The organism is Streptomyces sp. NPDC015242 (assembly GCF_043079125.1).
GTDB lineage: Bacteria > Actinomycetota > Actinomycetes > Streptomycetales > Streptomycetaceae > Streptomyces.
This window is the reverse complement of sequence record NZ_JBIBUF010000016.1, coordinates 1-14832: the sequence shown is the minus strand read 5'-3', so window position 1 is coordinate 14832 and position 14832 is coordinate 1. Positions and strand designations below refer to the sequence as shown.

The following is a 14832-nucleotide window of genomic DNA, read 5'->3' as shown; positions in this document are numbered from 1 at the left end:
CGTCTAGAGCTCGGCCAGCACCGCGTCCGTGAAGGGCGGCCACGCCTCGATCGCCCAGGGCCCGAACGCCCGGTCCGTCAGCGCCACGCACGCCACCCCCGCGTCGGGGTCGATCCACAGGAACGTGCCGGACTGGCCGAAGTGCCCGAACGTGCGCGGGGAGGACGAGGAACCCGTCCAGTGCGGGGACTTGGAGTCGCGGATCTCGAAGCCGAGCCCCCAGTCGTTGGGGTTCTGGTGCCCGTACCCCGGCAGGACGCCCTTGGTGCCCGGGTAGTGCACGCTCATCGCCCCGGCGACCGTACGGGGGTCCAGCAGCCGCGGGGCCTGCACCTCGGCCGCGAACCGCAGCAGGTCCTCCACCGTGGAGACCGCGTCCTTGGCCGGGGAGCCCTCCAGGGTCGTCGAGGTCATGCCCAGCGGCTCCAGCACGGCCTGGCGCAGGTACTCGGCGAAGGGAATGTCGGTCGCCTTCGCCACATGGTCGCCCAGCTGCTCGAAGCCGGCGTTGGAGTACAGCCGCCGCTCCCCGGGCGGGGCCGTGACCTTGTGCTCGTCGAAGGCGAGACCCGAGGTGTGGGCGAGCAGGTGCCGGACCGTCGACCCGGCCGGGCCGGCGGGCTCGTCGAACTCGATCGCACCCTCCTCGTAGGCGACCAGCACGGCGTAGGCGGCCAGCGGCTTGGTCACCGACGCCAGCGGGAACCGCTGCCCGGCCGGGCCGTGCGTGCCCAGGACGGTGCCGTCCGCCCGGACGACACCCGCCGCGGCGGTGGGAACCGGCCAGTTCTCGATCAGCGCGAGGCTCTTCAGCGACATGCGATCGAGCCTATGCGCTCACAGCGTCAGCTCCAGCAAGGGGTCCGGCTTGGGCCGGAACCCGAGGGAGACGTACAGCGGCGCGGCCTCCGCCGAGGCGGTGAGCTGGACGCGCCGGGCACCGCGCTCGCGGAACCACTCCAGCAGCGTCGTCATGCACGCCCGCGCGTAACCCCGGCGCCGCGCCCCGGGGTCGGTGGCGACGCTGAAGACGAAACCGACCCTGCCCCGGGGGTCGCCCGCCCTGCCGATCCGGTAGTCGATCGTGCCCGCCACCAGCGAGGCCAGTGCCCCCGGCCGCTCCGGGTGGTCCACGACGAACGCCGCGAAGTCCCCGTCCTCGTCCGCGAGTTCGGCCCTGAGTGTGGGCAGGGACTCCTCGTGCCAGCCGACGGAGGGGTCGGCGGGGAACAGCGCGTCGATCATGACCTGCCGCAGGCGCAGGACTTCCTCGGCGTCCTGGGGCAGTGCACGGCGTACCGGAATCATGACTCCGTACGCTAACCAGCCGGATCGCGGGACGTCCTGCCGATTTCTTGCCGTCGCCGCTTGCTTGGAGCGCACTCCAAGGTTCTAGCGTGGGGACCATGACGGTGATGGAGACCACGGGGACCAGGACCGACACCTGCGCAGGCCCACCGCGGCAGAACCGGCGCCCGGACGGCGAGGACCGCTACACGATCAGCGAGGTCGTCGCTTTCACCGGCCTCACGGCGCACACCCTGCGCTGGTACGAGCGCATCGGCCTGATGCCGCACATCGACCGCTCCCACACGGGGCAGCGCCGCTACACCAACCGCGACCTCGACTGGCTCGACCTGGTCGGCAAACTCCGCCTGACGGGCATGCCGGTCGCGGACATGGTCCGGTACGCGGAGCTGGTGCGCGAGGGCGACCACACCTACGCCGAGCGCTTCGAGCTGCTGCAGACCACCCGCGAGGACGTCCTCGCGCGCATCGAGGAACTGCGCGGCACGCTCGCGGTGCTCGACTGGAAGATCAGTTTCTACGCGGACGCCGGGCGAGCCCTGGCGTCGGAGAGGTCCCGATGACGGACGGCAGGATCACGACGGCCCAGCTCGGCGACGACGGCCCCGAGGTGGGCGTCCAGGGCCTCGGCTGCATGGGCATGAGCTTCGCCTACGGCCCCTCGGACGCGGACGCCTCCCGGGCCACCCTGGAGCGGGCCCTCGAACTGGGCGTCACCCTCTACGACACGGCCGACGCGTACGGCGCCGGCGAGAACGAGCGCTTCCTGGCCCCGTTCCTCAAGGCCCACCGCGACGAGGTCGTCATCGCGACCAAGTTCGCCCTGTCCATCCCGCCGGACGACCCGACGCGCCGTGTCGTCCGCAACGACCCGCCCTACATCCGCCAGGCCGTCGAGGCGAGCCTGAAGCGCCTCGACGTCGACGCCATCGACCTCTACTACATGCACCGGCGCGATGTGAACGTGCCGATCGAGGAGAGCGTCGGCACGATGGCGGACCTGGTGCGCGAGGGCAAGGTCAAGCACCTCGGCCTGAGCGAGGTCACGGCCGACGAGCTGCGCGCCGCGCACGCCGTGCACCCCATCGCCGCCGTGCAGTCGGAGTGGTCGCTGTTCAGCCGGGACATCGAGCGGCACGTCGTCCCGGCGGCCCGTGAACTGGGCGTGGCCCTCGTGGCGTACTCGCCGCTCGGCCGGGGCTTCCTGACCGGCGCCTTCGCCCGGGCGGAGGAGCTGTCACCCGACGACTTCCGCCGCCGGCAGCCCCGCTTCACGGGCGACAACGCCACGGCCAACGCGCCCCTGCTGGAACTGATCCGCTCGGTGGCGAAGACCCACGACGCCTCCCTCGGCCAGATCGCCCTGGCCTGGGTCCACCAGCAGGCGACGCTCCGGGACCTGCCGGTCGTCCCGATCCCGGGCACCCGCAAGCCCTCCCGGGTCGAGGAGAACACGGCGGCGACCCGGATCGTCCTGACGGACGAGCAACTGGACCTGCTGGACGGCATCGCGGCCCAGGTGGCGGGCGACCGCTACGCGGACATGGCGTTCACGTCGGCGGGCCGGGAGTAGCCAAACGCCCTGAAGGGGCGCGGGGAACTGCGCGACCGGCCGCGTACGGCCCGCGCGCGCCGGCGCGCAGTGCCCCGCGGACGCTAGAGCTCCGCCAGCAACTCCGCCTTCTTGACGGAGAACTCCTCATCGGTCACCAGCCCGGCCTGATGCAGCTCCCCCAGGTGCCGGATCCGCTCGGCGATGTCCGCGGGGTCACGCCGCGGTGCCGGCACGGCGGCCACCGGACTGGACGTCCGCACCGCGGCCAGCACCGCCGCGGCGAACGGCAACGACTCGTGCACCGGCCCGTACCCCAGCCCGAACACCACGGCGGCCGGGTCCTGGTCGGCCTGCGCCGCGCTCTCCCCGGCGTCCCGCCGCAGCAGGCGCAGATGCCCCTCGAAAACCTCCGGCGAGCGCCACTCCACCCCGTTGAGCTCGCCGACGGAGAAACTCTGGTCCCCGGCCTTCCACTTCGCCGACGACGCCCCCGTCCAGAACCAGCGGAAGGTCACGGTCCGCCCGTCGAAGGACGCCTTGCCGTCGTAGGCCTTGAACGACAGCGGCCCTTTCGGCGGCTCCACGAGGAAGCGGTCCACGGGCCCCGACTCGGCCAGCAGCCCCCGCAGTTCGTCGGCGTAGTACTCCGCGAGCACCTCCCGCTCGGCGGGCAGCACCAGCCGGTAGGGGTCGCCGCTCTCCTTCAGCTGCCCGGCGGCCGCCTCCATCAGCGGGTCCGCCCCGGGCCGCGGTTCGACGCGCAGCACGACCGTGCCGCGCTTGCCCCGCGTCAGCGTCACCCCGGCGATGGCGTCGAGGGGCACACGCCGTTCACCGAGGGCCTGGAAGAGCTTGGGTGTTCGAATCCCCCGTTCGTAGCGGATGAGCACGGAGTCGGACTCGAACTCCCAGGCGGCATGAAATCCGGCCAGTACGTCACCCATGCGGCTCATCGTATGCGGCACGCGCCCCTCCGTCCCCCTCCCGGGCAGACCGCGGTTTCTTCGCCGCTACGCGCGTCAGGCCGCCGTCGCACCGGACAAACCGGTCCGGCAGACGCCGTCTTCGTGCGCGCAGTGCACCGAGCGGTATGCGCCGACGCCGATCTCTGCGAAATTGAACAGACTTGCGGTGCCCGGCTCGAAGTAGCCGGCGTGACCCTTCGCACCCGCCGCCGACAGCACCCGCGCCCCGAACCCGGCGGACACCGGATCGGCGCCGTGGCCCAGCCCGCCGAGCTCCAGGTACGGCACGTCCTGGATCCAGTCGTCGGCGTCGCGCATCGCCCACACCCGGGCGCCGGTGCCGAGGTGGGCCGCCTTCTCGACGCGCATGCCGGGACTGCCGGCCACCGCGATGTCGGACACCCGGTCCGGCAGGCGGTGCGCCGCGACCCCGCAGACCACGGAGCCGTAGCTGTGGCAGAACAGCGACACCGGGGCGCCGCCGGGCAGGGCCCGCACCAGCGAGTCCAGCCGCACGGCCCCGTCCTCGGCGCGCATCGCGGTCGCCGAGTCGATGCCGAGTCCGCTCGGCGCCGTGTAGTCGGCCCAGGCGATCACGGCCGTACGGGTCGAGGGGCTCGCCTGCCGCTCGGCCGCGTACAGGGCCCTGGCCATGCCGACGGGCGCCGCGTAGGGGCGGTGGGTGCGCTGGAAGGTGAGCAGGTCGGTGTCGACGCCGGGGACGACGACCGAGACCCGGTCCGCCCGGCGCAGGTCGCCGAAGACCTCCGCGACCCGGCCCGAGCCGTCCGGGTCGAAGGCCAGGATGCGGCGGCCCTTCTCCAGCAGGTCCTCGAAGCGGTGCATCCTGCGCCCGGCCTGGTGCTGTCCGGCCGGGGTGAGGCGCTTGTCGCGCATGCGTTCCCGCTCGACGTCCCGCGCCTTCGCCAGGGCCAGCCGGTTGGCGCGGTAGCGCAGCTCGACCGGAGCGCCGTTCATGTTGCCGACCGCGAGGGGGTACGTGCGGACCAGGCTCGCGCGGTCCCGCTCGCCGAGCGAGGCGAAGAAGCGGGCGAGCCTCACCGGCCCGGACTGCGGGTCCGGCAGGCGATGCCCGGCGATCCGGCCCTGCTCCCACGCGGAGAGCGAGGCCTGCAGCGGTGTGTCGCCCCGCTCGTTGCGCAGGGCCGTCCAGCCGGTGGTCGCCAGCATCACGAAGACGACGGCCAGAGCGAGCAGTGCGCGCCAGACGTTCAGTTGCGGGGAGGTGTCGAAGGAAGTCACTGAAAGGACACACTAGGAGAACGAGAGGGTCTCGCGTTAACCAAGTGACCGGGATCACGTTTCGGTGTGTGGGTCAGGGGGAGGGCTCCGTACGCCAGTTCCCGGCCAGCGCCGGCCCCACCTGATCGAGGTAGGCCGTGGTGAGGGCGCGCAGCCCCTCCAGGGTGAGGTCGTCCCCGGCGGACCACAGCCGCTCGGTGACCCGGATCACCCCGCCGAACACCGCGACGAGGATCCGCGGCCGCGGGTCCGCGTCCACGTCGAGCCCCTCGCGCTCGGCGACGATGCGGGCGAGCTGCTCCTCCAGTTCCGCCGCCCGGCGCAGATGGGCGGCGAGCAGCGCGGGCGTCGACTCGATCAGCCGGTAGACGCGCATGTGGAGGTCGATCGGCACGATCTCCGCTACGGCCTCGTGGATGGTGTCCCAGCTCTCCACCACGGCCCGGCGCAGCGCCTCCAGCGGCACCTCGCCCGGCGGTCGGGCCCGTACGGCGTCGACCACGAGGGCCTCCGCGAGCCGCGGCACGAAGAACGCCGTCTCCTCCTTGCCGGCGAAGTAGCGGAAGAAGGTGCGCTGCGACACGTCGACGGCGGCGGCGATGTCGTCGACGGTCGTCTCCTCGTATCCGCGCGTGACGAACAGCTCCAGGGCGGCCCGCAGCAAGGCGTCCCGGGTGCGCTGCTTCTTCCGTTCGCGCAGGTTCAAGGCGTTCCTTCCGTCCGCGGTGTTTCCGCAGCTCAGGCTATACGGAGATGTCGTGTCAGTTACCGACTAGTGAATCGGTTTGTCAATTGTCAGTGACTGTCACTAGCCTCGAACGTATGACTAGTCAGACCACCATCGACACGACGGGGCCGGGGGGCGACACACCGGCGACGCCGTCGGGCGCGACGCCGGGCAAGGGGCTGCGGGGGCACCCCTGGCTCACCCTCATCACCGTCGCAGTGGGGGTCATGATGGTGGCCCTCGACGGCACCATCGTGGCCATAGCCAACCCGGCGATCGGCAAGGACCTGGGAGCCTCCTGGTCGGATCTGCAATGGATCACCAACGCCTACTTCCTCGCCCTCGCGGTCTCCCTGATCACCGCGGGCAAGCTCGGTGACCGGTTCGGCCACCGCCAGACGTTCCTCATCGGCGTGGCGGGCTTCGCCGCCTCCTCCGCCGCCATCGGGCTGTCCAAGGGCATCACCGCGGTCATCGTCTTCCGCGTCTTCCAGGGGCTCTTCGGCGCCCTGCTGATGCCGGCCGCGCTCGGCCTGCTGCGAGCCACCTTCCCGGCCGAGAAGCTGAACATGGCGATCGGCATCTGGGGCATGGTCATCGGCGCCTCCACCGCCGGCGGCCCGATCCTCGGCGGTGTGCTCGTCGAGCACGTCAACTGGCAGTCGGTGTTCTTCATCAACGTGCCGGTCGGTGTCCTCGCCGTCGTCCTGGGTGTGTGGATCCTGCTCGACCACCGCGCCGAGAACGCCCCGCGCTCCTTCGACCTGCTCGGCATCGCCCTGCTGTCCGCGGCCATGTTCTGCCTCGTCTGGGCTCTGATCAAGGCCCCGGAGTGGGGCTGGGGCGATCTGAAGACCTGGTCGTTCATCGTCGCGTCGGTCGTCGGCTTCGTTCTCTTCGCCCTCTGGGAGACGAAGGTCAAGGAGCCGCTGATCCCGCTGGCGCTGTTCCGTTCCGTCCCGCTGTCGGCGGGTGTCGTCCTCATGGTCCTGATGGCCATCGCGTTCATGGGCGGCCTGTTCTTCGTGACGTTCTACCTGCAGAACGTGCACGGAATGAGCCCGATCGACGCCGGTCTGCACCTGCTGCCGCTCACCGGCATGATGATCGTCGGCTCGCCGCTCGCCGGCGTGATGATCACCAAGTTCGGACCGCGCATCCCGCTGGCCGGCGGCATGGCCTTCACCGCCATCGCCATGTACGGCATGTCCACTCTGGACGCGGAGACGGGCAGCGGTGTGATGTCCGTCTGGTTCGCCCTGCTCGGCCTCGGCCTCGCTCCCGTCATGGTCGGCGCCACCGAGGTCATCGTGGGCAACGCGCCGATGGAGCTCTCCGGTGTCGCCGGCGGTCTCCAGCAGGCCGCCATGCAGATCGGCGGCAGCCTGGGCACCGCCGTGCTGGGCGCGGTCATGGCCTCCAAGGTCGACAACGAGCTGGCAGGCAACTGGGCGGAGGCGGGGCTGCCCCCGCTCACCCCGGCCCAGTCCGAGCAGGCGGCGCTGGCCGTCCAGCAGGGCAGTGCCCCGGTGCCCCCGGGCACGCCCGAGCAGATCGCCGCGAAGATCACCGAGGTCGCGCACACCACGTTCATCGACGGCATGAGCCTGGCCTCGCTGACCGCGGCGGGCGTGGCCGCCGTCGCCGTGTTCGTCGCGTTCCTCACCAAGCGCGGGGAGAACGCCGAGGCCGGCGCGGGCGTCGGGCACATCTGACCGGACCGCCGCGGATCCCGGCCGAGTTCGCCTATCAGGGTGAACGAGGCCGGTGATCCCTCCCCTTCAGCCCCCCTCCCAGGTCACAGTGGGTCAAGTCCTCCGCAGGGCATGGAGGACGGACGCTGCGGCGCGCCGCCGGAGGGGGGTGGCGCGCAGGCAGCGGGATTGAGGGCCGTATCCGGGGTACTCGCCATGCCGTACCCGCATCGAACCCAACCGACTGAGGGTTGACGGGAGTTGATGATGGCGAGCTTCGGACACGGTACGCGCAGGCACCCCCGCTCACGTGGCCGGACGTGGTCACGTACCGGGCCGGATCGCGCGACGCTCGGAATCATCGGAGTCATCTGCGCGGTCGCCGGCTTCTTCGTGCTGGGGATCATCCTCGGCCCCGTGGCGATCGTCTGCGGCTGGCTCGCGATGGGCCGCAGCTGGGCGGGCTCCCGGCCGGTCACGGCCGTGGTCGCCCTCGTCCTGGGCGCCATCGACACGCTCCTGGCCCTGGTCTGGCTGGCGGGAGCGGCGACTCCGGGCAACGGCATGCTGTTCTGACGTGCCGCCCCGTCCGGGGACGTGAGGGAAGGCCTTCGGCGACCGCGCCGGGGGCCTCCTTCCTGTCACTCCACCGACGTCCCCTTCAGCGCCGCCAGTTCGCCGCGCAGCGCCCGGACCTCCTCCGTCAGCTCGCGTATGGCCTCGGTCTGCCGCCGCTCCTCGACGTCGTCCTTCTCGAACCGGGCGATGAACCAGGCGGCGATGTTCGCCGTCACCACACCCAGCAGGGCGATCCCGGACAGCATCAGCCCGACCGCGAGCATCCGCCCCAGCCCGGTCGTCGGCGCGTGGTCCCCGTAGCCCACGGTCGTCATCGTGGTGAAGGACCACCAGACCGCGTCACCCAGCGTCCGGATGTTCCCGTCGGGCGAGTCCCGTTCCACCGAGAGCACGGCCAGCGAGCCGAACATCATCAGACCGACCACGGCGCCCGCGACGTACGTGGTGAGCCGTATCTGGGAGGCCATCCGCGCCCGCTGGCCGACCAGCAGCAGCGTGGACACCAGCCGCAGCAGCCGCATCGGCTGCAGCAGCGGCAGCAGCACCGCCCCCAGGTCCAGCCAGTGCGTCCGGACGAACTGCAGCCGCCGCTCGGCCAGGGCGAGCCGGACGAGGTAGTCCAGCGCGAACGCCGCCCACACCACCCACTCGACGGCCGTGCAGACGCGCACCACCTCCCCGCCGGCGTCCGGCCGGACGATCGGCACCGCGTAGGCGACGGCGAAGGCCAGGGCCAGCCCGAAGAGGGGGCGCTGCGTGTGGTGTTCCCAACGGAGTCGGGCCGGCTGCTGCTGCATGGCCGCATCGTAGAAAACGTGAAGGGGTGGTGTGCCCACGGTGCACCCGTGAGGCTCACCACCCCTTGACAGGGTCTGTCCGCTATGCGTCGCCGCCCGCGGCCCCCGGGTCCGCCGCCGACACGTCGAGCAGCTGGTACCGGTCGATCGCCTGCTTGAGCACCGACCGGTCGACCTTGCCCTCACGGGCCAGCTCGGTCAGCACCGCCACCACGACCGACTGCGCGTCGATGTGGAAGAAGCGGCGGGCCGCGCCCCGGGTGTCGGCGAAGCCGAAGCCGTCCGCGCCGAGCGACTGGTACGGCTGCGGCACCCAGCGCGCGATCTGGTCCGGAACCGACCGCATCCAGTCGGAGACCGCCACGACCGGGCCCTGCGCGTCCGCCAGCTTCCGCGTCACGTACGGCACCCGCTGCTCCTCCTCCGGGTGCAGCAGGTTGTGCTCCTCGCAGGCCACGGCGTCGCGCCGCAGCTCGTTCCAGGAGGTCGCCGACCAGACGTCCGCCCGGACGTTCCACTCGTCGGCCAGGATCCTCTGGGCCTCGATCGCCCAGGGCAGCGCGACACCGGAGGCCAGGATCTGCGCCGGGGTCTGCCCGGCGGTGCCCTCGCTGAAGCGGTACAGGCCCTTGAGGATGCCCTCGACGTCCACGTTCTCGGGCTCGGCCGGGTGCTGGATGGGCTCGTTGTAGACGGTCAGGTAGTAGAAGACGTCCTCGCCGTGCGGGTGCTCGGGCGAGCTGCCGTACATCCTGCGCAGCCCGTCCTTGACGATGTGCGCGATCTCGAAGCCGAACGCCGGGTCGTACGCCACACAGCCCGGGTTCGTCGAGGCCAGCAGCTGCGAGTGGCCGTCCGCGTGCTGCAGGCCCTCACCGGTCAGGGTCGTGCGGCCGGCGGTCGCGCCCAGGACGAAACCGCGCGCCAGCTGGTCGGCCATCTGCCAGAACTGGTCGCCGGTGCGCTGGAAGCCGAACATCGAGTAGAAGACGTAGACCGGGATCAGCGGCTCGCCGTGCGTGGCGTAGGCCGAGCCGGCGGCGATCAGCGAGGCCGTGCAGCCCGCCTCCGAGATGCCGTCGTGCAGCATCTGGCCGTTCGGCGACTCCTTGTACGCCAGCAGCAGCTCGCGGTCGACCGACTCGTACTGCTGCCCGAGCGGGTTGTAAATCTTCGCGCTCGGGAAGAACGAGTCCATGCCGAACGTGCGGTACTCGTCCGGCGCGATCAGCACGAACCGCTTGCCGATCTCCTTGTCCCGCATGAGGTCTTTCAGGAGCCGGACGAAGGCCATGGTCGTCGCGATGGACTGGTGACCCGAGCCCTTCTTCACGGTCGCGTACGTCTTCTCCTCCGGCAGCGGCAGCGGCTCGGAGCGGACGACGCGGGTGGGGACGTAACCGCCGAGGCTCCTGCGGCGGTCGTGCATGTACTGGATCTCCTCCGAGTCCCGGCCCGGGTGGTAGTACGGCGGCACGCCGGACTCCAGCTCCTTGTCCGGGATCGGCAGGTGCAGACGGTCGCGGAAGCGCTTGAGGTCGTCAACCGTCAGCTTCTTCATCTGGTGTGTGGCGTTGCGGCCCTCGAAGTTCGGGCCCAGCGTCCAGCCCTTGATCGTCTTGGCCAGGATGACCGTCGGCTGGCCCTTGTGCTCGACGGCCGCCTTGTACGCCGCGAAGATCTTGCGGTGGTCGTGACCGCCGCGCCCCAGGTGCAGGATCTGGTCGTCGGTCATGTTCTCGACCATGGCGCGCAGCCGGTGGTCGTCGCCGAAGAAGTGGTCGCGGATGTACGCGCCGGTCTCCGTGGCGTACGTCTGGAACTGCCCGTCCGGCGTGGTGTTCATCTTGTTGACCAGCACGCCGTCGCGGTCCTGCGCGAGCAGCGGGTCCCAGGTGCGGTCCCAGACCAGCTTGATCACGTTCCAGCCGGCGCCGCGGAAGATCGACTCCAGCTCCTGGATGATCTTCCCGTTGCCGCGCACCGGGCCGTCCAGGCGCTGCAGGTTGCAGTTGACCACGAACGTGAGGTTGTCCAGGCCCTCGCGGGCGGCGATGGACAGCTGGCCCAGCGACTCCGGCTCGTCCATCTCGCCGTCGCCGAGGAACGCCCAGACGTGCGACTTGGAGGTGTCGGCGATCCCGCGCGCCTCCATGTACCGGTTCATCCGGGCCTGGTAGATCGCACCGATCGGGCCGAGGCCCATCGACACCGTCGGGAACTCCCAGAAGTCCGGCATCGACCGCGGGTGCGGGTACGACGACAGCGCGTACGGCGCCTTGGACTTCTCCTGGCGGAAGCCGTCCAGGTGCCGCTCGCTGAGCCGGTCCAGCAGGAAGGCGCGGGCGTAGATGCCGGGGGAGGCGTGGCCCTGGAAGAAGACCTGGTCGCCGCCGTCGCCCTCGTCCTTGCCGCGGAAGAAGTGGTTGAAGCCGACGTCGTACAGGGAGGCGGAGGAGGCGAACGTGGCGATGTGGCCGCCGACGCCGATGCCCGGACGCTGGGCGCGCGACACCATCACGGCCGCGTTCCAGCGGGTCGCGTTGAGGATCTTGCGCTCGATCTCCTCGTTGCCCGGGAAGAACGGCTCGCTCTTGGTGGGGATGGTGTTGACGTAGTCCGTGCTGCGCATCTCCGGCACGGCCACGCGCTTCTCGCGGGCCCGCTCGATCAGCCGGAGCATCAGGTAGCGGGCGCGTTCCCGGCCGCGCTCGTCGACGGCGGCGTCGAGGGAGTCGAGCCACTCCTGCGTCTCTTCGGGGTCGAAGTCAGGAACCTGACTCGGAAGGCCGCCAATGATGATCGGGTTGCGATCGGATGCGGAAGCCACGCTGTTCCTTACCTGTCGGAGGGCCGTGCGAGGGCCGCTGTTTCGCTGTCGTCGCTGGGCGTCGTCGCCGAGGGCTGCGCCGCTCCCCATGGTCCACCTCGCGGCCGTCGCGCGTCATCTCTACCGAGCGGTAACCCGAGCGTGCGATCGGTCCGTGACGTATGGGGCGAATACCTTCGAGTCTCGTACCCACGGACGATTCCCAAACGCCCAAACGGGGCAGAAAGGTGTGGTGTGCGTCACCAGGGGCCATGATGGTGTGCCTGAAGTTGCGGTGACACGGCCAGGATCGTCACCGTTTCGGCGGTCTGAACGGCCGGGTACTTGCGCGATCCGCCCCGCCCGTGTGGACTACGGCCAATGCTTCGCGCACGCGCGTGGCTGAGATATTTCCCAAAACATGATCAGGAGGCAACCCGTGAGCGCGACCGCGGACCACGCGGAGGAGCGGACGAACCCTGCCGCCAGGCTGGGGTTCCAGCCCGGGCAGGTGGTCCAGGAGATCGGCTACGACGACGACGTGGACCAGGAACTCCGCGAGGCCATCGAGGGCATCGTCGAGGGCGACCTGGTGGACGAGGACTACGACGACGTGGCCGACGCCGTTGTGCTGTGGTTCCGTGACGACGACGGCGACCTGACGGATGCGCTGGTCGATGCCACCACGTACATCGAAGAGGGCGGTGCCATCCTGCTCCTCACGCCGAAGACCGGCCGTTCGGGTTACGTGGAGCCGAGTGACATCTCGGAAGCCGCCACGACCGCCGGCCTGACGGCGTCCAAGAGCGTCAGCGTCGGCAAGGACTGGAGCGGGAGCCGCCTGGCGACGCCCAAAGCAGCCAAGTCCAAGCGTTAGCCGTACGGACCGTACGGACGGGGCGGGCCGGCAGCGTCGGCCCGCCCGCAGGCCTGCGCGGGTCCCTGCGTAGGGTGGTCGTCCCACCGGAAACCGCTCCACCGCTCCACGAAGGGACACCCGCGAGGATGGCGATCCAGGCCGGCGACAAGGCCCCGGACTTCGAGCTCAGGGACAACCACGGCAGGACCGTGCGGCTGTCCGGCTTCCGCGGCCGGCGGAACGTGGTGCTGCTCTTCTACCCCTTCGCCTTCACCGGCGTGTGCACCGGCGAGCTGTGCGAGCTGCGCGACAACCTGCCCCTGTTCGCCGACCGCGACACCCAGCTGCTCGCGGTCTCCAACGACTCCATCCACACCCTGCGCGTCTTCGCGGAGCAGGAGGGCCTGGAGTACCCGCTGCTGTCCGACTTCTGGCCGCACGGCAACGTCTCGCGCGCCTACGGCGTCTTCGACGAGGACAAGGGCTGCGCCGTGCGCGGCACCTTCGTCATCGACAAGGAGGGCGTCGTGCGGTGGACCGTCGTCAACGGCCTGCCGGACGCGCGCGACCTGAACGACTACGTGAAGGCGCTCGACTCCCTGTGACGCCACTCGGGCCCCAAGCGCTCGACACCCGCTGAAATGTCGGCTCCAGGGCCTGCGGGGTGCGGGAACCCGTCACTAGGATCGAGTCGTTGATCCGACATCCGAGCACAACGGGGCATCCCGCCCCTGACACCAATGGAGGACTCGTGGGAGTCAGCCTCAGCAAGGGCGGCAACGTATCGCTGACCAAGGAGGCGCCGGGTCTGACCGCGGTCATCGTCGGTCTGGGGTGGGACGTGCGCACCACGACCGGCACCGACTTCGACCTGGACGCCAGCGCGCTGCTGCTGAACAGCTCCGGCAAGGTCGCCAGCGACGCGCACTTCGTCTTCTTCAACAACCTCAAGAGCCCGGACGGCTCGGTCGAGCACACCGGTGACAACCTCACCGGTGAGGGCGAGGGCGACGACGAGCAGATCAAGGTCGACCTCGCCGGCGTCCCGGCCGACGTCGAGAAGATCGTCTTCCCGGTCTCGATCTACGACGCCGAGACCCGCCAGCAGTCCTTCGGCCAGGTGCGCAACGCGTTCATCCGCGTCGTCAACCAGGCCGGCGGCGCCGAGATCGCCCGGTACGACCTGAGCGAGGACGCCTCCACGGAGACCGCCATGGTCTTCGGTGAGCTCTACCGGCACGGCGCGGAGTGGAAGTTCCGCGCCATCGGCCAGGGCTACGCCTCGGGCCTGCGCGGCATCGCGCAGGACTTCGGCGTGAACGTCTGAGCCACCTGACGGGCCCCCGCGAGGGGCCCCGGGTCCTTTCTGTCCGGCGCCGCACGGTTTACGTGCGGCGCCGGACGTGCAGGACCACCTCAGTAACACCATCGGGGAGGGACATCAGCATGGGCGTCACGCTTGCCAAAGGGGGCAACGTCTCCCTGTCCAAGGCCGCACCGAACCTCACTCAGGTGATGATCGGGCTCGGCTGGGACGCGCGCTCCACCACCGGAGCCCCGTTCGACCTCGACGCCAGCGCGCTGATGTGCAGCGGCGGCCGGGTGCTCGGGGACGAGTGGTTCGTCTTCTACAACCAGCTCAAGAGCCCGGACGGCTCGGTCGAGCACACGGGTGACAACCTCACCGGCGAGGGCGACGGCGACGACGAGTCGCTGCTGATCGACCTCTCCAAGGTGCCGCCCCAGTGCGACAAGATCGTGTTTCCCGTCTCCATCCACATGGCCGACGAGCGGGGCCAGACCTTCGGCCAGGTCAGCAACGCGTTCATCCGGGTCGTGAACCAGGCCGACGGCCAGGAGCTCGCCCGCTACGACCTCAGCGAGGACGCCTCCACGGAGACCGCGATGATCTTCGGTGAGGTCTACCGCTACCAGGGCGAGTGGAAGTTCAGGGCCGTGGGGCAGGGGTACGCGTCCGGTCTGCGTGGCATCGCCCTGGACTTCGGGGTCAACGTCTCGTAACGCGTTATGAGCAAAACGCGGGGCCCCCTGGGGGTCGGAGGGAGCCCGACTAGACTTCGGCTTCAAAAGTTCGTAAAGCCGGGTACGGCGCGGGGGAGTGCCTCCCCCAGACTCCGTCTGGGGGGGACCCCCAACACACGATTGGGTAGCCAGTGGTTCTGAAAACCTTCGGGTGGTCGTTCGCGGTCACCGCGCTCGGCCTGGTCGCAGCGGTCTTCTACGGAGGGTGGACCGCGTTCGGTGTCGTAGCGATC

At 70.3% G+C, this 14832-nt stretch carries 15 protein-coding genes; 8 read left to right on the top strand and 7 right to left on the bottom strand.

Translation table 11 applies throughout. The features are described from left to right. Positions 1 to 3: 3 nt before the first annotated feature. Complete coding sequence (locus ACF07N_RS35685; RefSeq protein WP_392120970.1) at positions 4 to 819, bottom strand: serine hydrolase domain-containing protein; 816 nt, start codon at positions 817 to 819, stop codon at positions 4 to 6. 18 nt (positions 820 to 837) lie between these two features. Then, on the bottom strand, positions 838 to 1308 hold the full coding sequence (locus ACF07N_RS35680; protein WP_383323064.1) for a GNAT family N-acetyltransferase: 471 nt from the start codon (positions 1306 to 1308) through the stop codon (positions 838 to 840). Between the two features lie 98 nt (positions 1309 to 1406). Between ACF07N_RS35680 and ACF07N_RS35675 the strand changes: the two genes are divergently transcribed. Beyond that, on the top strand, positions 1407 to 1871 hold the full coding sequence (locus ACF07N_RS35675; RefSeq protein WP_392120968.1) for a MerR family transcriptional regulator: 465 nt from the start codon (positions 1407 to 1409) through the stop codon (positions 1869 to 1871). Then, complete coding sequence (locus ACF07N_RS35670) at positions 1868 to 2881, top strand: aldo/keto reductase (RefSeq protein WP_392120966.1); 1014 nt, start codon at positions 1868 to 1870, stop codon at positions 2879 to 2881. Before ACF07N_RS35675 ends, ACF07N_RS35670 begins: the two co-directional genes overlap by 4 nt. A gap of 83 nt (positions 2882 to 2964) precedes the next feature. Here ACF07N_RS35670 and ACF07N_RS35665 read toward each other — a convergent pair whose 3' ends face one another. The 3 genes from ACF07N_RS35665 to ACF07N_RS35655 all read right to left on the bottom strand — a co-directional run bounded on the left by ACF07N_RS35665 (position 2965) and on the right by ACF07N_RS35655 (position 5797). Then, positions 2965 to 3816: a DUF4429 domain-containing protein gene (locus ACF07N_RS35665; protein ID WP_392121015.1), complete on the bottom strand. Its 852-nt coding sequence runs from the start codon at positions 3814 to 3816 to the stop codon at positions 2965 to 2967. Between the two features lie 66 nt (positions 3817 to 3882). Next, entirely contained in the window at positions 3883 to 5091 is a 1209-nt protein-coding gene (locus ACF07N_RS35660) for an alpha/beta hydrolase (RefSeq protein WP_383586388.1), read from the bottom strand. 73 nt (positions 5092 to 5164) lie between these two features. Then, positions 5165 to 5797 carry a TetR family transcriptional regulator gene (locus tag ACF07N_RS35655; RefSeq protein WP_392120964.1) on the bottom strand — a complete coding sequence of 211 codons (633 nt, stop codon included), beginning with the start codon at positions 5795 to 5797 and terminating at the stop codon, positions 5165 to 5167. Positions 5798 to 5913: 116 nt separating this feature from the next. Here ACF07N_RS35655 and ACF07N_RS35650 point away from each other — a divergent pair, with 116 nt between their 5' ends. Then, positions 5914 to 7533, top strand: coding sequence for an MFS transporter (locus ACF07N_RS35650; protein WP_392120962.1), 1620 nt, complete (start codon positions 5914 to 5916; stop codon positions 7531 to 7533). A gap of 243 nt (positions 7534 to 7776) precedes the next feature. Then, positions 7777 to 8088, top strand: coding sequence for a small hydrophobic protein (locus ACF07N_RS35645; RefSeq protein WP_383323084.1), 312 nt, complete (start codon positions 7777 to 7779; stop codon positions 8086 to 8088). Between the two features lie 65 nt (positions 8089 to 8153). Here ACF07N_RS35645 and ACF07N_RS35640 read toward each other — a convergent pair whose 3' ends face one another. Both ACF07N_RS35640 and aceE read right to left on the bottom strand, forming a co-directional pair. Further along, positions 8154 to 8888: a potassium channel family protein gene (locus ACF07N_RS35640; RefSeq protein WP_383323089.1), complete on the bottom strand. Its 735-nt coding sequence runs from the start codon at positions 8886 to 8888 to the stop codon at positions 8154 to 8156. A gap of 82 nt (positions 8889 to 8970) precedes the next feature. Beyond that, positions 8971 to 11718 carry a pyruvate dehydrogenase (acetyl-transferring), homodimeric type gene (aceE, locus tag ACF07N_RS35635; protein ID WP_383323094.1) on the bottom strand — a complete coding sequence of 916 codons (2748 nt, stop codon included), beginning with the start codon at positions 11716 to 11718 and terminating at the stop codon, positions 8971 to 8973. A 418-nt stretch (positions 11719 to 12136) separates the two neighbouring features. Here aceE and ACF07N_RS35630 point away from each other — a divergent pair, with 418 nt between their 5' ends. From ACF07N_RS35630 to ACF07N_RS35615, 4 genes are all read left to right on the top strand, one after another. Next, positions 12137 to 12574, top strand: coding sequence for a DUF3052 domain-containing protein (locus ACF07N_RS35630; RefSeq protein WP_010048512.1), 438 nt, complete (start codon positions 12137 to 12139; stop codon positions 12572 to 12574). 128 nt (positions 12575 to 12702) lie between these two features. Then, positions 12703 to 13161, top strand: coding sequence for a peroxiredoxin (locus ACF07N_RS35625; RefSeq protein ID WP_383323098.1), 459 nt, complete (start codon positions 12703 to 12705; stop codon positions 13159 to 13161). A gap of 146 nt (positions 13162 to 13307) precedes the next feature. Continuing rightward, complete coding sequence (locus tag ACF07N_RS35620; RefSeq protein ID WP_383323101.1) at positions 13308 to 13883, top strand: calcium homeostasis/redox stress adaptation protein; 576 nt, start codon at positions 13308 to 13310, stop codon at positions 13881 to 13883. 119 nt (positions 13884 to 14002) lie between these two features. Further along, entirely contained in the window at positions 14003 to 14578 is a 576-nt protein-coding gene (locus ACF07N_RS35615) for a TerD family protein (protein WP_094058093.1), read from the top strand. Positions 14579 to 14832 lie beyond the last annotated feature (254 nt).